Source organism: Hymenobacter qilianensis (assembly GCF_014489555.1).
Lineage (GTDB): Bacteria > Bacteroidota > Bacteroidia > Cytophagales > Hymenobacteraceae > Hymenobacter > Hymenobacter qilianensis.
Map to the genome: position 1 here is coordinate 4,420,532 of NZ_CP060784.1, position 16,858 is coordinate 4,437,389.

Here is a 16,858-nt window from a genome sequence, read left to right on the forward strand (position 1 = left end):
ATTGCTACTTTCCCATTGCTGCCATCATAACACTACCGCGCAGTTTATCTTCTCAACCGCTATATACTTCTAATAGAATCTATTGTGTAGGGAAAGGGCACTAAAGCTACTTCGTGCTTTTACTGTGAACTAGGCTGGCTGGTTTCACTTATTGCGTTTTCATTCGTCATTTAATGACGAGCTTGTGTTTCGTATAAAATTCAGCGCCTCAACATCATTTAGTAGAGAATAAAGCGAGCTCAGCTTTTCACAAAATAGCGTTTATCTCACTGGGGGGCTTTTTTATTCCCTTATTACCGCCAACCATTGTAGAGCTAGCATCTTTGTCCAAACGGTAACGGCGGTATCGTCCGTTCGTGGCGCTGAACTTTCTCTGGTAGTCTCGTGTCAGAGGGGGCATGCGTAAAACCGCTTTTTTGTTTGCTGGGGGGCTTTTTGTGGCTGCTCCAGCCAGTCTGCTTGCCCAGACCACCGACCCTACCCTCAATGCTGATGCGCCCTTTGTGCGCAACATCCGCCCTGATCGGCCCGGCCGCACCATTACAACCAGTATGGTGCCCTTGGGCCAAGTTCAGGTAGATGCGGGCACCAACCGCTTTGAGCCGGCCGACGCCACAGGTTTCGGCTCGACTCGCACTTTGTCTGGCGCCACCCTGCGCATTGGACTACCCAGCCACATTGAGCTGCGCTTGACGCAAGGCTACCTCCATCCTACCGACAAGCGCGCCGTCACGCCCGCAATGGCTGCAGCAGTCGATTCTGAGGCACCCGTTCCTTCTACCGCTTTGCCCGGTGGTTTCGCGCCCCTAACCGTTGGGGCCAAGTTTTTGGCATCAACGGTACCTAATGCCCGCTCCCAAGTGGTGCTATTGGGCGAGGTAACACTACGCAATGGCGACGCCTCTTTCCCAAACAAAGTGCTGGAGCCCGGCGCGCGCTTACTAATCTCGCAACAGTTAGGACAGCGCTATGGGCTGGAAGCAAACTTCGGCTTTCGTCAGCGTGGCTTCCGCGCCGCCGACACCAAGCTAGGCACCTATCTCGGCACGCTGGCGCTGAATGGACCGCTGGGGGGCAATTTTGGCTTTTTCGCCGAAACGTATACCACATGGCAGCGCGAATCGAAGCTGGCGCCCGGTGCTACGGCCGGAATTTATTGGCGGCCGCTGCCTAACCTCCACTTCGACCTGAATGCCGGCCAAGGCTTCACCTCCGAAGCCGAAGGCTTATCCGTGGGAGCTGGCTTTAGCGTGCGCCTTCCTAAGTAATAACTTACTATTCGTTTAAAACGAGACGGCCGCCCCGATACTTACTTAGTGTCGGGGCGGCCGCTTTTACTCTACTTCGAAGCGCTACGGGCGCTGACCTACGCTGGCGGGCTCAATGCGGGTAGGCGTTTGGTCGCCGGCTATAATGCCGGTAGCACTACGCGCAATGGCCGTAATAATAGCCGTCATGTTGGTCATATTCAGGCTTTCCACTTCGTCGTCTACCGTGTGGTAAAGCTTATCCGTCGGAATCTGGTCGCTGCTGATGGTGTGGGCCGGCACGCCCAGACGGGCCAGGGTGGCATTATCGGAGCGGTAAAACAGGTTTTGCTCGGGATACGGATCGGGCTCGAAGCGGAAGGGTGTGCCTTCCAGCTTTTGCTGGAGCAGCTTGCCAAAGTCGGAGCGCTCGTAGCCGGTGATAAAGGCGGTCTGGGGGCCAAATTTGGCTTCCTTCCCGATCATCTCGATGTTGAACATGGCCACCACCTTCTGCGGATCAATCTGCTGAGAAAAATACTTCGAGCCGAAGCCCCCGATTTCCTCCGCCGTGAACGCCACGAATACCAGCGTCCGCTGATTCTTCTTTTTCTTCTTGCCGACCTCCAGCTTGTTCTTTTTAAAATACTCCGCCAGAGCTACCACGGCCGTTGTGCCGCTGGCATCATCATCGGCCCCGTTGGCAATGGAGTCGCCGGCCGTGGGGGGCAAAATTCCGATATGGTCATAATGAGCCGAAAACACTACCATTTCGGCTGCACGGGCTTTGTCCTTGGCCTGTCCGGGCAGGACTCCTACCACATTGCGCAGCTCTACCGTTTTGATGGTGGTGGTGGCCGTAGCAGCAAATTTGACGGGCGCCGCCGGAGCAGCCGCCAACACAAATACGCTGGCAAATGGCTTCGGCTGTTCGCCCTGCATACTGCTATGGCTCAGGTAGTCAGCCAGCTGCTTGAAACGCGGCGCATGGATTGGATCCACGAGAACCAGCGTGTTGGCAGTCGGTTGCAGCAAAGCGCCCATTTGCTGCCGCACGTTGTCCTGGGGGCCAATAACGACCACACGCGGCGGCGTGGCATCCTCGCTGGTCCAGCTGAGGGAAGGCAGCCCCGATATGGGCAGCACGTTTTCGGTCGCTACTGCCAAGCCGTCGAGCGTTACGCTGCCCGCAGTCGTACGTACTTCGTACGCCGGAAATACCTGCTCGTATGTGGTTAAGCCCGGCATTTTTTCCAGCCCAATCCGGTCAAACTCGGCGGCCAGAAACTTAGCGGCCTGCAAGCCACCCGGCTTACCGGCTGCCCGGCCCTTCATGTCATCAGCCGCCAACGTGCGGATAACACGCTCAACGTTTGCCTGCTTAATATTTTTCTGTGCTTCAGCTAGCTGGCTTATACAAGCCAATCCAATGATCAGGACAAGTTTTTTCATGGCTCAAGGTAGGAATTTTGCCTCACGACAAAACCAATTATCACGGTTCACCTATCTTCTGCCAGGCTTTTCACTTATCGTTGTTCCTATGCCGCTCCGCCCGCCCCTGATTTTGCTACTATTTCTGCTTTTCAGTGCCTGCACAACCGTACGAGAAACCCCTCCCGATGCCAGCCTGCGCAATACACGCTGGGTGCTCCGAACCCTGGCTGCCACCCCCATCAACACACTGGAGAGCAGTCAGGAAATCTACCTACAACTTAACGCTACTACCAATCAGCTGGATGGCTACGCGGGCTGCAACCGGTACTTCGGCCGCTTCGAGCAGCCCACGGCTACCACGCTGCGCCTCCTGAATATTGGCTCTACTAGGATGTTCTGCGAAGCCCGCCAACAGTTGGAAACCAACTATTTGAAAGCGCTTCAAGACGCTTCACGCTTTGAAATACAAGGCAACACCTTACGGTTGTACGCCGAAAAAAGCGACGAGCCGCTGGCAGTGTTTGAGGCCGTTTATTTAAAATAGGCTCACAAAAAAGCCCCCCAGTAAGATCTGGGGGGCTTTTTTAAGTCGCTAAAGCATAATTTATTTAGCAGGAAGCGCAGGCAACGTATTCAGCCAGGGCGCGAAAGCCACAAAATCAGCTTCGGTGCGTAGCGCCGGGCGCTTCTTAAGCTCCGCCTGAATCTGGGCCGAGTGCTCCGGCAATGCAGCTGCCAACGCCTTTGCGTTAAGCTTGATGGGCTGCAAACGACCATCGGCCGTACGGATGAAGTAGTCAGTCTGGTCGAGCAGCTCATCATAGCGCCGGTCGGCGCTGTAGGCCCCGCTGTAGCTGGCTTTTTGCAGGGTTTTGCGCTGAAGCTTGAGCAGGCTGTAGTTGCCCGGCACTAACACTTCAAAATACTCTTGGCGCAGAGCCGGGTCGGGCGCATCATAAAAGCGCTTAAAAGCTCGCGGCTGATTTTTGGTGGGGTCATTTAGCACGAAACCCTCCACCTTATTCATGTCCACATAAGTGGAGTCTTTGGGACTGCGCAGCATCAACAGCAGGCGCTGGTTGGCATCGTACTTCAGCTTTGTTTCGGGCAGGGGCACTTTGGAGGCCAGCTGAATAGTGCCCGGTATCCAAGCCGAAATCAAATAAGGCGTACCGCGCACACCCTCGTAGCGGTTGTCGAAGCTGATGGCAGCCGAACCGTTCACCAGCGACTTCAGGTTTTCCTGTGCTGCATTGCCCGAGCTAACGGCTGCACTTTGCGCCTGCGCGTGCAGGCTTACAAAAGCACTGGCTGCAATAAGAAAAGTGCGTAAGAGATTCATATTTGAATAACAGAGTGAATGGGAAATGCTACAACTTCGAAAATATATACAATTTTCGGGATAGAAGCCGCACTCTACCCACAGCCGCAGTTATGCCAGCGTCAATACAAGGTCGTCAGCATTTACTAAGGTCCCTTCGCCCAGGTGCAGGCTTTGCACGGTAGAGTCGTCGGGGGCGGTGATGGTGGTTTCCATTTTCATGGCTTCAATGATGAAGAGCGGCGTGTTGCGCTTCACCGCTTCGCCGTCTTTCACCAGCACTTTCGACAGCATTCCTTGCAAAGGAGCGCCCACCTGGCGCGGATTGGCTTTGTCAATCTTCTGATTACGCACCGTTTTGACTTCCACCGAGCGGTCGCGCACTTCCAGGTTGCGGGTCTGGCCATTGAAAGAGAAGAACACGGTACGGTTGCCGTCGTCGTTCACGTTGCCTACCGAGCGTAGCTTCACAATTACTGATTTGCCCCGAGCAATGTCGATGATGGTTTCCTCGCCGGGCTTAAGGCCATAGAAAAACACCCGCGTTGGAATCAGCGACACGTCGCCGAACTGCTGCACGTGCGCCCAATACTGCTCGAATACTTTGGGGTAGAGCAGGTAGGAAAGCAGATCGGTAAACTTAGTCTGGGGCCAAATTTGGTTTGAAAAGCCGCCCACTCCTTGTCAAAATCGATGGGCGCCAAGTGCTCGTTGGGTCGGTCAGTGAAGGGCTTTTCATCCTTGAGAATAAGCTTTTGCAGGTCAGCGGGCCAGCCGCCCTCTGGCTGCCCAATGTCGCCCCGGAACAGGCTCTGCACCGACTCCGGAAACGACAGGCTCTCCCCTTTCTCCAGCACGTCCTGGGTTGTCAGGTTATTCGTCACCATAAACAGCGCCATGTCGCCCACCACTTTCGACGAGGGCGTTACTTTCACGATGTCGCCAAATAGCTGATTCACGTCGGCGAAGGTTTGCTTTACCTGCTCAAACTTATCGCCCAGGCCCAGCGCCGCCGCCTGGGGCCGCAGGTTGGAATATTGCCCCCCAGGTATCTCGTGCTGAAACACTTCTGACGTACCGGCTTTCAAACCTGACTCAAACGGATAGTAGTACTCGCGCACCGTTTCCCAGTAGTTGGAAAACTCATTCAAGCTCCGCTGATCGAACTCCCGGTGTCGGGGCGTACCACGCAGCATCTCCACAATAGAGTTGAAATTAGGCTGCGAAGTAAGCCCTGATAAAGAGCCCAACGCTACATCAATCACATCTACATCTGCTTCAACTGCCTTTAGGTAAGTAGCTGCTTGTAAGGATGATGTATCATGTGTATGTAAATGAATAGGCAAGCTGATGGTAGACCGAAGTCCCTGAATAAGCTCAGTGGCGGCGTAAGGCTTGAGCAGGCCGGCCATGTCTTTAATGCAGAGAATATGGGCGCCTGCATCTTCGATCTGCTTAGCTAAGCGCAGATAATAGTCGAGGTTGTATTTAGGGCGCTTGGGGTCTAGAATGTCGCCGGTGTAGCAGATGCTGGCCTCGGCCAAACCCTGGGTTTTGTTGCGCACAAAACCGATGCAGGACTCCATTCCAGGCATCCAGTTAAGGGAGTCGAAAATGCGGAACACATCGACGCCCGTTTCCCAGGCCTGTTGCACAAAACGCTCAGTGAGGTTATCCGGGTATGCTTTGTAGCCCACGCCATTTGCCCCCGGATGAGCATTTGCAGCAAAATATTAGGCACCGCCGCTCTGATTTTAGCCAACCGCTCCCACGGATCTTCGTGCAGAAAGCGTAGGGCCACATCAAACGTAGCGCCACCCCACACCTCCATCGAGAAGGTTTGAGGATGCATTTTGGCGTAGCGTTCGGCCACCTTCAGCAGGTCGAAAGTGCGCATGCGCGTGGCCAGCAAACTCTGGTGGGCGTCGCGGAAGGTAGTATCGCAGTAATGAATGGGTTTATCGGCGCGCAACCACTGGGCAAATCCTTCGGGACCAAGCTCTGTGAGCTTGTCTTTGGTGCCGGGCTGGTGCGGCTCGGTGATGTTGGCGAACGGGATTTTGGGCTTGCGCAGGTCCCGTGTGGGGTCAATCAGCTTCTTAACGTCGGGGTTGCCATTGACCACCACATCGCCGATGTAAGCCAGCACTTTTGTGCCGCGGTCCTGGCGGGGCTTGTACTGGAATAGCTCCGGGTGGTCTTTGATAAAGTCCACGTTGGCCTTACCACTTACAAACTCGGGTTAGCAATGATATTTTGCAGAAACTGAATGTTGGTCTGTACCCCACGAATGCGGAATTCATCCAGCGTACGCGCCATTTTTTGGGCTGCACCTTCCAGCGTAGGCGCGTGGGCCGACACTTTCACCAGCAGCGAATCGAAGAAGGGTGACACTTTCACGCCCTGATACACCGAGCCCTGGTCGAGGCGAATACCGAAGCCGCCCGCCGAGCGATACGCCACGATGGTGCCGTAGTCGGGCTTAAAGTCGTTCTCGGGGTCTTCGGTAGTAATGCGGCACTGAATGGCGAAGCCGGTTTTGAGCGGTTTGCCCCCGGCTCCAGCCCAATTTCTGGGGAAGAAAGATTATAGCCGGCCGCAATATAAATCTGCGTTTTGATCAGGTCGATGCCGGTAATCATCTCCGTGACGGTGTGCTCCACCTGAATGCGCGGATTCACCTCAATAAAGTAGATGCGGTCCAGCTCGGGATTTACCAGAAATTCCACCGTGCCCACATTGTTGTAGTTCACCGCCCGGCCCAGACGCAAGGCGTACTCATACAGCAAATGGCGCTGATGATCAGCCAGATCCAGAGCGGGGGCAATTTCTACCACTTTCTGAAAGCGGCGCTGCACCGAGCAGTCGCGCTCGTAGAGGTGCACAATGTTGCCGTGGTTATCGGCTACCAGCTGCACTTCAATGTGCTTGGGGCGCTCCACAAATTTTTCCAGAAACACGGTGTCGTCGCCGAAGGCTTTCAACGCCTCATTCCGAGCTTCAAAAAAGCCTTTTTCCAGCTCGTCGTCGGTCCGGATAACGCGCATACCGCGCCCACCACCGCCGGAAGCTGCTTTGAGCATGACCGGATAGCCAATGCGATGCGCCTCATTTAGTGCTACTTCCAGATCAACCAGCTCCGCTTCGCTGCTTTCTATAATGGGCACCTGGCACTGTACGGCCACGCGCTTGGCGGCTACTTTGTCGCCGAGGGCTTCCATTACTTCCGGCCGCGGCCCCACGAAAATCACGCCTTCCTCCTGGCAGCGACGAGCGAACGTGGCGTTTTCGGCCAGAAAGCCGTAACCAGGATGAATAGCGTCGGCACCGTTTTCTTTGGCGGTACGCAGAATGGCTTCTATATCCAGATAAGGTTTCAGCGGCTCGTCGTCGCGGCCAATCTGATAGGCTTCATCGGCCTTGTAGCGGTGCAGGGAATAGCGATCCTCATAGGTGTACACAGCCACCGTCGGGATACCCAACTCGGTGGCGGCGCGCAGCACCCGGATAGCAATTTCACCACGGTTGGCAACGAGTAGCTTTTTGATATTCATAGTTTGGAGGTAAGTGAAGAGCGGGAAAGTGGAATCGGGACGAAGCTAGGCAATTGCGCAACAAGCTTCATGAACAGTTAGCGAATTTTTGCTAGTTGTCACTTATTCGCAATATCAGCTTTATTAGTTGCTTCGAAATAGCTGCTGCTTATCAAGGTAGTAAGCATTGCTAAAAAAGCCCCCCGGTAGTGTCCTGCTCTATACAAAAATCCCCTGCTCGGCTGCCGAAAGCCAAACAGGGGATTTGAAGCCAGAAACAATTCCGGATTTAGCGGGCAGCTCTCACCGAGCTGGCCCCACTGGCGCGGCTGCTTACTAGACGCGCATTGCCTTTATAGCGAATGTCGCTGGCGCCGGAAGCGGTTGATGACAGTTCCCCGTCGATATTAACCTGCGCGTCACTGGCGCCCGAAGCAACTATCTGAGCACCTTTGGATTGCAGCGCATACGCCTGGTACTCACTACCGCCGCTGACGTTCACTTTCTGCCGGTCGGCCTTTCCGGAAAGCTTTACATCGCTGGCACCGGAGCAGTTCACATCCAGACTTCTGGCATTGAGGTTGAGCGTTATATCGCTGGCGCCGCTGGCTTGCACTTTAAAGTCGTTGGCAGCGAAGGTCGATTGGCCCTTCACCGCCGACGCACCGCTCACAGAAACTGCCTTGAGGCTGGGGCAGGTGATATAAATATTAACGCTATTCTCATTGCGGCCCACCAGGTCGCGCCAGTTGAAATTACGGTCGCGGTATATTTTCAGGGTACCGTTCTGCACCTCCGTTTTCAGGTATTCCTGCACTTCCTCCGATGCCTCAACGACCACGCTTGTTGCGCCGCCCTGGCGTAGAAATACATTCACCGCACCACTTGCGCTGATGGCTTCGAAGCTGCCTGTTTGGCGGGTTTGCTTGGTCTGGGCTTGTACATAAACCTGGAGCGTACATGCTACTAAAAGCAGAATAAGAGTCTTGAGCTGAGTCGAGGTTTTCATGGTGTAGAATAATGATTAGAGAGTTGTCGAGGTAGATGAATAAGCCACAGGAAGGGTTGCCTAAAGTGCAGATAATATAATCATTTAGACGTTTATATAAAGCAGAAATAATCTGCAATGGCATTTGCTATCAGCGTTTTAATGGCTGGGGGCAAAATATTTTTTGCCTTCGGTCAAGATAGCCTGCAACCTTTTGTCTTCGTGCTGTCTCCCTCTCACATAGCACCCACAGTTCGACGTATATGATACCACGCTTTACTCGCTCTTTTTTGTGGCTTGGAATAGCTTTCGCGCTCAGCAGCTGCTCAGATGATTCTGATGTGGACGCCGCGCTGCTGAATGAGCGTTGGAAGCTGGCCGAAGTAGAGGGCGACGATATACGCCTTTCGAGCTTTTCCTTCGATCGGCAGTCTTATATTCAGTTCGTTGCGTCTGACAGCAAATTGCAAGGCTTGTCGGCCTGCGACGAGATTGGGGGCAATTTTCTCTTGATGCTGGCAGCAAAACGTTCACCATCACGCAAATCACAGTGAAGCCGGGCAGTTGTTCCAGTCCGGTATTTGGCGTGCGTTATCTGGCAGCGCTGCTTCGAACCGCCCGCTACGAGGTCAACAATAGGGAGCTTCGCCTGTACGATGCTACCCAGTCGACAGATCCAATCCTAACCTTTCGCGCAGAAGAATAAACTTACTCAACTACTTTATATTATCCACTGATTATTAGCCAATTATCTATCATTTATCTTATTTCTCAGGCCGGCAGAAGGTGCGCTTCTGCCGGCCTGATTTTTTGCTGCTCGTAGCAGCTTTTACTCAGCAATTAAATGAATGATGTATAGACGCAACACTTCGCGTCTTCGTGTTGAACAATGGTAGGTCGGATGGCGCCAGCAAGGAGACGCAAAGTATCACGTCTCTACATCGTCGGCGGAACCAGGTTGCGCGAATTGAGTCACGATAGTTAAGGGCGGCGCAAACCTTGGCCCTTTGGTTCAGTTGTCAAGAGACCCTTCACACCTGAACCACACGCATGGATTTCGCCCAAAAGAATATTCTCATCGTCGGTGCCTCGTCGGGCATCGGACTGGCTACAACCAAATTGCTGCACGGCCTTGGTGCCCAGCTGTTTACCGCCTCGCGCCACCTCTCACCCGAGCTGGCTGAGCTGCAAACCACCCACCTGGACCTCGACGCAACTCAACCCATCCCTCCTACCGCCCTCGATGCTCTGCCCGATACGCTGCACGGCTTTGTGTACTGTCCTGGCAGCATCAAGCTGCGGCCCTTCGAGCGGATTCCGCTGGATGATTTCAGGGCTGATTTTGAGTTGAACGTGATGGGCGCCGTGCAGCTGCTACAGCCCCTGATGAAGCGTCTGAAGAAGGCCGACGGCGCTTCGGTAATTCTGTTCAGCACGGTGGCCGCCACTACGGGCATGAGTTTTCACGCCAGTATTGCCACTGCCAAAGCCGCTCTGGAAGGCCTCACCCGCGCGCTGGCCGCCGAATTTGCCCCCCAGAACATCCGCGTCAACGCCGTGGCACCGTCGCTGACCAACACGCCGCTGGCCGCCCCTTTATTGAACACGCCCGAGAAAGCGGAAGGCGGGCCAAGCGCCACCCCTTGCAGCGCATCGGGCAACCCGAGGATCTGGCGTATATGGCGTCTTTCCTGCTCTCCGACCACAGCAGCTTTATCACGGGCCAGATAATGCCGGTTGATGGCGGCATGGGCCGGCTAAAGTAGTGAAATGGTGAGTGGTGAGTGGTGAGTGGTGAAGTGGTGAGTTTCCGTTCAGGAATTCACTTGTGTATTCGAACACGCTACAGACTCAAGCTCAGCCAGCACTTCCGTTTCGCCATTCATCACTTCACAAACTCACCATTTCACCTTTACCTATGAAAATCACGCTTTTCTGGCACCGGCGCGACCTTCGGGTGCATGATAATGTGGGCCTGGCTGCGGCGTTGCAGAGCGGGCACCCAGTAGTGCCACTGTTCATATACGACCGCGAGATTCTGGATTTGCTGCCTAGCCGCCGCGACGCGCGCGTCACGTTTATCTATCAGCAAGTGGAACACCTGGCGGCTCAGACGGAGGCTGCGGGGGCAATTTTCTGGCTGTCTACGGCCGGCCGCTCGAGGTATTTGAGCAATTGCTTCGCCAGCACGACATAGCGGCCGTGTATACCAACGAGGACTACGAGCCCTACGCTCAGGAGCGCGACACGGCCGTAGCAGCCCTTTGCCAGCAGCACGGCGCCGGTTTTCGGGCGTTCAAGGATCAGGTTATTTTTGCCAAAAGCGAGATTATGACCAAATCGGGCACGGTTCCGAAAGTATTTGGCTCTTACCAGAAAGCGTGGTTGGCGGCACTAAGCGACGAGCAGTTAAAGGCGCATCCGTCCGCCGAGTTGTTTCGCGATGACAACCTGCACCGCTTGCCCGATGCGCCCGCTCGCCCGACGCTGAAGGATATGGGCTTCGAGCATTTTGAACAATTCGTGCCCGCCACCGAACTGCCCGACGAGGCCCTGGTTCGCAACTACCACCTCACCCGCAACCAGCCCGGCCTGGTGAACAGCAGCACCCGCCGCTCGGTGCACCTGCGCTTCGGGACGCTGAGCGCGCGCGAACTCATGCGCCAAGCCAAGGAGTTGAATCCCAAGCTGCTGTCCGAATTAATCTGGCGCGACTTCTTTATGATGTTGCTTTGGCATTACCCCTTCACGGCCACCGAAAGCTACGACCCTAAGCTGCGCCGCGTGCCCTACCGCAACAATGAACAGGAGTTTGAAGCCTGGTGCGAAGGCCGTACGGGCTACCCGCTCGTGGATGCGGGCATGCGGGAGCTGAACGCGACAGGCTACATGCCGAACCGCGCCCGTATTGCCGCGGCCGGCTTCCTGGTCAAACACCTGCTCATCGATTGGCGCTGGGGCGATAAGTATTTTTCCGACAAGCTTCTCGACTATGATATGTCGCAGAACGTGGGCAACTGGCAATGGATGGCCGGCACCGGAGCCACAGCCGCCCCGTGGTTTCGGGTGTACAGTCCCCAAAGTCAGCAGGAACAATACGACCCTACGTTTGCCTACATCTGGCAGTGGATACCCGAGTTTGGCACCTGTGAATACCCCAAACCCATTGTAGATCACAAGTTTGCACGCGAACGGGCCATCGAAACCCTGCGCGCCGCCTACCGCCAAGCCGAGTAAGGGCAGTGGGTGGTGCCCTTACTTCAACTTTACCAAGTCTTTAGCTGTTGTATCTGTTCTATGGAAAACACGGAAAAGGACCGCATTAAGCAGGCTTACCTGACTTACGTACTAGACAAAAACAGGCCCCCAGCTTCGGTGTTTAAGCTTACCAAGAGGCTGAACATCCCTGAGGAAACTTTCTACCGCTATTACCCCAATTTTGGCGCTGTCGACCGCGAGCTTTGGGCTGATTTTGGCCGACAAGCGCGCGAAAAAGCTGCCTTGGAACCTGTATGGCAGGAATATGGTGCCCGCGAAAAGCTGCTGGCCTTCTATTATACCTTGCTCGAAATCCTGAAGCAAAACCGCAGCTACGCCCTCATGGCGCTGCGGCGCTCCATGCCGAACGTGCCGGGAATTACGCCCCGCGTTCTGGACGATTTTCGCAGTGAGTTTATCATGTTTGTGGAAGCGTTGCTGCGTGAGGGCCGGCGGACCGAGGAAATTGCCCCCCGGCGCTTCGTGCAGGATAGTTACCCCCGCCTTTTCTGGACGCAGGCGCTGTTTGTGCTCACTTTCTTTGCCAAGGACGAAAGCCTGAACTTCGAGCGCACCGACGCGGCCGTTGAAAAAGCCGTCACGCTCAGCTTCGACTTAGTGGGCCCCAACTCCTTCGACTCGGCCCTCGATCTGACGCGCTTTCTGCTGCACAAGCGTCGCTAATGGCTGATTTCGTGGATAATTTGCCCCCCAGCCCGCCAGTGGCGGACGAGGCTACGCCCGGCCGTCAGCTCGATTCACTGCCCACCACCAAAGTGGCGCGGGCGGCCCGCTTTGCCAAATCAGGGCTGAAAGTAGGCGCCAACTACGTGAAGCACTATGCCCGCCGCTCGGTGGGCGCTACCAGCAGCGAGGCCGACCTACACGCGGCCAACGCCGCCGAGCTGTACGGCACGCTGAGCGAGATGAAAGGCTCGGTGCTGAAAGTGGCTCAGATGCTGGCGCTGGAAAAAAAGTTTTTGCCCCCCGCCTACGCCGACCAGTTTGCCCAGGCCCAGTACCAGACGCCCCCATCTCGGCCCTCTCATTATCAAGACGTTCCGGGATGCGTTCGGCAAGTCGCCGTTTGAGCTGTTTGCGGAGTTTGACGTGAACGCCCGGCAAGCGGCTAGCATTGGTCAAGTGCACTATGCCGTATCGCAGGGCGAAAAGCGCCCCCTAGCGGTGAAGGTGCAGTACCCCGGCGTGGCCGATAGTATTCGCTCGGATATTCGGCTGGTGAAGCCCATTGCCTTGCGCGTGATGGGCCTGGATGAAGCACAGGTACGGCCCTATTTGGAGGAAGTGGAAACGCGCTTGCTTGAAGAAACCGATTACAAGCTGGAGCTGCGGCGGGGCACTGAAATAGCGGCCAGCTGCGCTCACTTGCCTCATCTGGAATTTGCCCGCTATTATCCGGAGCTGTCTTCGGCCCGTATCCTGACGATGGATTGGCTGCAAGGCGAGCATTTGAAGGAGTTTCTGACCACGAATCCCGACCAGGAAACCCGCAACCAGCTGGGGCAGGCGCTGTGGGACTTTTATATGTATCAGCTCAATACGCTGCTGCGCGTACACGCCGATCCGCACCCCGGCAACTTCTTGCTGCGCGCAGAGAACGGCGGCACCGTGGGCGTGCTGGATTTTGGCTGCGTCAAGGAAATTCCGGCCGATGTACACCGCCTTTTCAACGCCCTGCTAGCCCCCGAAACCCTGGCCGACGAAGCCCGTCTTGCCGCCCTGCTCGACGAAACCGGCATCCTCCGCTCTACTGATACGGCGGAGCGCCGCGCCTTGTACGTGCGCACCCTGCACGCGTCATTGGAGCTGGTTGGCCGGCCGTTTCGGGAAGCCACATTCGACTTTGGCGACCCCGCTTACATGGCGTCGCTGTACGCTCTGGGCGATGATTTGATGCAGGAGCCGGAGCTGCGGCAGCAACGCGAGCCGCGCGGCTCCGAGCATTTTATCTACCTCAATCGCACCTATGTCGGCCTGTACGCCTTGCTGACGGAGCTTGGAGCGCACATTCGCACCAAGTAAATCCGATTGAAGCCAGCCATTGAGCTTCGCCTAAAACTATATTCGGCGCCTCCGGTTAATGCGTCCTGAGTAAGCCCTGATTCGTGTAGCTACACGAATCAGGGCTTACTCAGGACGCATTAACTTTCTTCCCTCAATTTCCATGAAAAAACTCTGGACTCTTTGCGCCGCGCTGCTCAGCGTGGCTACCGCGGCTTCGGCCCAAACTACGGCTATGAGCTGCTGCGCCAAGCCAGTCGCAGCTACCGAAACGTTTGCTCTGCTGGCCTCCAATACCGACTTTTCCGGGGGCCACGATGCGCCGCTGCCTTATTCGTATGAGGGCGAAGGCCAAATAGTTAAGTTCAAAACTGCCGATGGCCAGACCGGTCAGGGCTTTGAAATCAAGAGCGTGACGCCTTCCAAAAAGTACCTGTTCGTGATTCATGAGTGGTGGGGCCTGAACGATTACATCAAGAAGGAAGCCGCCACGTTTGCCCGCGACTTGCCGGGCGTCAACATCATTGCGCTGGACTTGTACGACGGCCAGGTGGCCACTACGCCCGAAGAAGCCGGCAAGTACATGCAAGCCGTGAAAACCGAGCGGGCCCAGAATATCATTCGCGGGGCGATGCAGTATGCGGGTCAGGATGCGCAGTTTGCTTCCGTGGGCTGGTGCTTCGGCGGCGGCTGGTCGTTGCAGACGGCGTTGCTCGCGGGGCCCAAAGCCGTGGGTTGTGTGATGTATTATGGCATGCCCGAGAAAGACGTAGCCAAGCTCAAAACATTGAATACGGACGTGCTAGGCATATTTGCCAGCGAAGACAAGTGGATCAACCCCGAGGTGGTGGCTCAGTTTCAGAAGGATATGGCCGCTGCCAAGAAGAAGGTCACTATCAAGAGCTACGCCGCCGACCACGCGTTTGCTAACCCGTCGAACCCAAAGTATAACAAGCAATTTGCCACCGATGCGCATACCGCCGCCGTGGCTTACTTACGCAAGAATTTCAAGCTGAAGTCTTAATTCAATTTTGCAAAAAAGCCCCCCAGATGCATTTCTGGGGGCTTTTTTGTGTAAGCTTTGGTGGGACGAGGCGTAAGCGTATCAGCCAACTTTCCGGCGAAAGTTGAGGGTCGGGTTACGCCGGCTTCAGTTGCCAACTCTCGGCCAGCAAGGCCGCCATTTCCGCCACGCTGGCCGTGAGCTGCTCCCAGGAGTTGAGCACGAAGTATTGCTCCTGAAACCGCTCCTCGGAGTAAGGCGTGTCGAGCACCGTCGAAAGCTCGAAGGCGTGGCGGGCGGTTTCGTCGTGCACGCAGTGGTGAATTTCGCCGGCCGAGGACAGCAAACCGGCCCCGTAGATGCGCGGCTGCCCGCCTTCCTGCACCAGCCCAAACTGAACCGTGAAGCCATACAAGCGCCGCAGCCGCACCAAAGCCGGCAGATCGTGGCGGTGCTGCCGGCCTACGATGCCCAGAAAGTGCAGAAAGTCGGCGAAGGCAGAATCGGTGAGCAAGGGCGCGTGCCCGAATACGTCGTGAAACAAATCGGGCGTCTTCACGAAGTCGAACTGCTCCATGGCCCGCAACCGCGTGACAGCCGGAAACTTACGCTCGGCCAATAGCGCAAAGAACGTAGCGTCGTCAACTGCCTCAGGCACAGGCACCAACTCCCAATTAGTATAGCGCTGCAGCTGCTCACTCACCGCATCAAAACGCGGAATGACGGTACGCTGAAAGTCGAGGCGCGCGAGCCCGGCCCCAAAGGCCTGGGCCGCCCGCTTATGCAACAGAGCCGTCTGGCGGTCGAATAATACTTTCCAAACGAGTTGATCCTGTGTGGTGTACTGGTCGTGGCTTGTTCGAACATAGCTCTTCTAAATAAAATAAGGACACAAAAAAAGCCCGACTCTTGACGGAGTCGGGCTTGAGGTTTCGGGTTGGAGGTGGTTACTTACCTTCCTTTCCGGCCATGCAGCTCGACTCCGCCTCTATTGGGGCGATTGACGGTTAGCATAATGCATTTGGCGGATTGCAGTAACATGAAGCAAATATAGAAAATCAGAATAATAAATTACACTCGACTATTCAACTTATTTTCAGACAGATACAAAAGTCCTGCAAAATGATGCTGGGGGCTTTTTGAGCTTCAAAAAAGTTGTCGGGTGCGTGGCCGGCATTCGTCAACCGATTGATGGGGTTTTACTGCTTGCCGTTGGCTTCATACCCCATACTCAGGTTTGTATCGCCGGTTACGTGCAGATCGAGGCGGGCTTTTTGGTTTGATGGATTCAGCAACAGTGCAGTGGAGCCGGGCAGAAAACGGAGCGTGGCCCGCTGGCCGGGCGCTAAGGTAGCTTTGCCAAAAATGCCACCCCCGTGGGGCCGCTCCTTTATTTCTACCGGCACCTTGCCCGTATTGCGCGCCACTACCCGAAAGGCCCCCGGCTGCCCGCCGCCCAAAGCAAACTGCTTACCGGGCTCGATAAGCAAGTCGGAGTTCAAACCGCCACCGGCCCAGCACGCCGTAGCCAGAAACAGCGTGAGGGCGGCAGCGCCAGTCGCGGCTACAGGCCGAGTTGGCACCAGGCGGCGCACCCAATTGGTATTGTGCGTGAGCAGATAATCCAGCGAATAGCGCCCACCGCCTACTACAGTCACGAGCACGAAGCACCAGAACAGGAGCTGCTGATAGTACATGCCCAGTACGGGTTCCGGCTTCTCGTACCACACAAAGGCAATGATGAAAAACTGAAAAGCCAGCTGCACGGCACCCAAACGCGTGAGTAGGCCAAAAGCAATGAGCAGGCCGCCCGCAAACTCGCCCCAACAGGCCAGCCATGCCCACAGGTAAGGGGAAGGATACGTGAAGCCCAGGTTAGCCACTTGCTGCACAAACCAATCGGGGGAGCTAGCGCGCTTGCCTCACCGGCCAGCTTGGCGGCTTCCGTGGCGGTAGTCATGTTCACTAGTTTTGCCCAGCCGGCCCCGATGGCCATGGACAAACCCACATGCAGGCGCAGGAGCAGCCAGGCAACATCGGCGAGGCGGGAGC

12 protein-coding genes and 4 pseudogenes are annotated in these 16,858 nt (G+C 55.7%); 10 read left to right on the plus strand and 6 right to left on the minus strand.

Annotated elements, in window-relative coordinates:
• Positions 1 to 398: 398 nt before the first annotated feature.
• Complete coding sequence (locus tag H9L05_RS20085) at positions 399 to 1,268, plus strand: transporter (RefSeq protein ID WP_187732411.1); 870 nt, start codon at positions 399 to 401, stop codon at positions 1,266 to 1,268.
• Positions 1,269 to 1,352: 84 nt separating this feature from the next.
• On the opposite strand, the gene H9L05_RS20090 is transcribed toward H9L05_RS20085, so the two are convergent.
• Positions 1,353 to 2,699 carry a M20/M25/M40 family metallo-hydrolase gene (locus H9L05_RS20090; protein ID WP_187732412.1) on the minus strand — a complete coding sequence of 449 codons (1,347 nt, stop codon included), beginning with the start codon at positions 2,697 to 2,699 and terminating at the stop codon, positions 1,353 to 1,355.
• An 88-nt stretch (positions 2,700 to 2,787) separates the two neighbouring features.
• On the opposite strand from H9L05_RS20090, the gene H9L05_RS20095 reads away from it, so the two are divergent.
• Positions 2,788 to 3,225: an META domain-containing protein gene (locus tag H9L05_RS20095; protein ID WP_187732413.1), complete on the plus strand. Its 438-nt coding sequence runs from the start codon at positions 2,788 to 2,790 to the stop codon at positions 3,223 to 3,225.
• Between the two features lie 60 nt (positions 3,226 to 3,285).
• Here the strand turns inward: H9L05_RS20095 and H9L05_RS20100 are convergent, their stop codons facing one another.
• The 3 genes and pseudogenes from H9L05_RS20100 to H9L05_RS20110 all read right to left on the minus strand — a co-directional run bounded on the left by H9L05_RS20100 (position 3,286) and on the right by H9L05_RS20110 (position 8,544).
• Positions 3,286 to 4,023, minus strand: a complete 738-nt coding sequence (locus H9L05_RS20100; RefSeq protein ID WP_187732414.1) for a hypothetical protein — start codon at positions 4,021 to 4,023, stop codon at positions 3,286 to 3,288.
• A 90-nt stretch (positions 4,024 to 4,113) separates the two neighbouring features.
• Positions 4,114 to 7,556, minus strand: a pseudogene (locus H9L05_RS20105) (pyruvate carboxylase).
• 268 nt (positions 7,557 to 7,824) lie between these two features.
• Entirely contained in the window at positions 7,825 to 8,544 is a 720-nt protein-coding gene (locus tag H9L05_RS20110) for a head GIN domain-containing protein (RefSeq protein ID WP_187732415.1), read from the minus strand.
• Positions 8,545 to 8,786: 242 nt separating this feature from the next.
• Between H9L05_RS20110 and H9L05_RS20115 the strand changes: the two genes are divergently transcribed.
• The 8 genes and pseudogenes from H9L05_RS20115 (at position 8,787) to H9L05_RS20140 (ending at position 14,827) form a co-directional block, all read left to right on the plus strand.
• A complete protein-coding gene (locus H9L05_RS20115; RefSeq protein WP_187732416.1) occupies positions 8,787 to 9,077 on the plus strand; it encodes a hypothetical protein in 291 nt (96 codons plus the stop codon).
• 496 nt (positions 9,078 to 9,573) lie between these two features.
• A pseudogene (locus tag H9L05_RS20120) lies at positions 9,574 to 10,289 on the plus strand (SDR family NAD(P)-dependent oxidoreductase).
• Between the two features lie 152 nt (positions 10,290 to 10,441).
• Positions 10,442 to 10,875 (plus strand): annotated as a pseudogene (locus H9L05_RS24260) (deoxyribodipyrimidine photo-lyase); the annotation flags it as partial.
• Between the two features lie 372 nt (positions 10,876 to 11,247).
• Positions 11,248 to 11,760: an FAD-binding domain-containing protein gene (locus H9L05_RS24265; protein ID WP_262892716.1), complete on the plus strand. Its 513-nt coding sequence runs from the start codon at positions 11,248 to 11,250 to the stop codon at positions 11,758 to 11,760.
• A 60-nt stretch (positions 11,761 to 11,820) separates the two neighbouring features.
• Entirely contained in the window at positions 11,821 to 12,465 is a 645-nt protein-coding gene (locus H9L05_RS20130; protein ID WP_187732417.1) for a TetR/AcrR family transcriptional regulator, read from the plus strand.
• Positions 12,465 to 12,872: a hypothetical protein gene (locus tag H9L05_RS26520; protein ID WP_317175031.1), complete on the plus strand. Its 408-nt coding sequence runs from the start codon at positions 12,465 to 12,467 to the stop codon at positions 12,870 to 12,872. The genes H9L05_RS20130 and H9L05_RS26520 overlap by 1 nt, the downstream gene beginning before the upstream one ends.
• Positions 12,787 to 13,824: an AarF/UbiB family protein gene (locus tag H9L05_RS20135; RefSeq protein WP_317175032.1), complete on the plus strand. Its 1,038-nt coding sequence runs from the start codon at positions 12,787 to 12,789 to the stop codon at positions 13,822 to 13,824. The genes H9L05_RS26520 and H9L05_RS20135 overlap by 86 nt, the downstream gene beginning before the upstream one ends.
• Before the next feature lie 142 nt (positions 13,825 to 13,966).
• Positions 13,967 to 14,827 carry a dienelactone hydrolase family protein gene (locus tag H9L05_RS20140; RefSeq protein WP_187732418.1) on the plus strand — a complete coding sequence of 287 codons (861 nt, stop codon included), beginning with the start codon at positions 13,967 to 13,969 and terminating at the stop codon, positions 14,825 to 14,827.
• 115 nt (positions 14,828 to 14,942) lie between these two features.
• Here H9L05_RS20140 and H9L05_RS20145 read toward each other — a convergent pair.
• Positions 14,943 to 15,641, minus strand: a pseudogene (locus H9L05_RS20145) (phenylalanine-4-hydroxylase); the annotation flags it as partial.
• 364 nt (positions 15,642 to 16,005) lie between these two features.
• Positions 16,006 to 16,698 carry a DoxX family protein gene (locus H9L05_RS20150; protein WP_187732419.1) on the minus strand — a complete coding sequence of 231 codons (693 nt, stop codon included), beginning with the start codon at positions 16,696 to 16,698 and terminating at the stop codon, positions 16,006 to 16,008.
• Positions 16,699 to 16,858: the final 160 nt, after the last annotated feature.

What these genes read in the sequence shown, in the direction of transcription:
- H9L05_RS20095 (WP_187732413.1), top strand. Translation starts at nt 2,788, where the DNA reads ATGCCGCTCCGCCCGCCCCTGATTTTGCTACTATTTCTGCTTTTCAGT.
- H9L05_RS26520 (WP_317175031.1), top strand. Translation starts at nt 12,465, where the DNA reads ATGGCTGATTTCGTGGATAATTTGCCCCCCAGCCCGCCAGTGGCGGAC.
- H9L05_RS20110 (WP_187732415.1), bottom strand. Translation starts at nt 8,544, where the DNA reads ATGAAAACCTCGACTCAGCTCAAGACTCTTATTCTGCTTTTAGTAGCA.
- H9L05_RS20100 (WP_187732414.1), bottom strand. Translation starts at nt 4,023, where the DNA reads ATGAATCTCTTACGCACTTTTCTTATTGCAGCCAGTGCTTTTGTAAGC.
- H9L05_RS20130 (WP_187732417.1), top strand. Translation starts at nt 11,821, where the DNA reads ATGGAAAACACGGAAAAGGACCGCATTAAGCAGGCTTACCTGACTTAC.
- H9L05_RS20090 (WP_187732412.1), bottom strand. Translation starts at nt 2,699, where the DNA reads ATGAAAAAACTTGTCCTGATCATTGGATTGGCTTGTATAAGCCAGCTA.
- H9L05_RS24265 (WP_262892716.1), top strand. Translation starts at nt 11,248, where the DNA reads ATGTTGCTTTGGCATTACCCCTTCACGGCCACCGAAAGCTACGACCCT.
- H9L05_RS20140 (WP_187732418.1), top strand. Translation starts at nt 13,967, where the DNA reads ATGAAAAAACTCTGGACTCTTTGCGCCGCGCTGCTCAGCGTGGCTACC.
- H9L05_RS20085 (WP_187732411.1), top strand. Translation starts at nt 399, where the DNA reads ATGCGTAAAACCGCTTTTTTGTTTGCTGGGGGGCTTTTTGTGGCTGCT.
- H9L05_RS20115 (WP_187732416.1), top strand. Translation starts at nt 8,787, where the DNA reads ATGATACCACGCTTTACTCGCTCTTTTTTGTGGCTTGGAATAGCTTTC.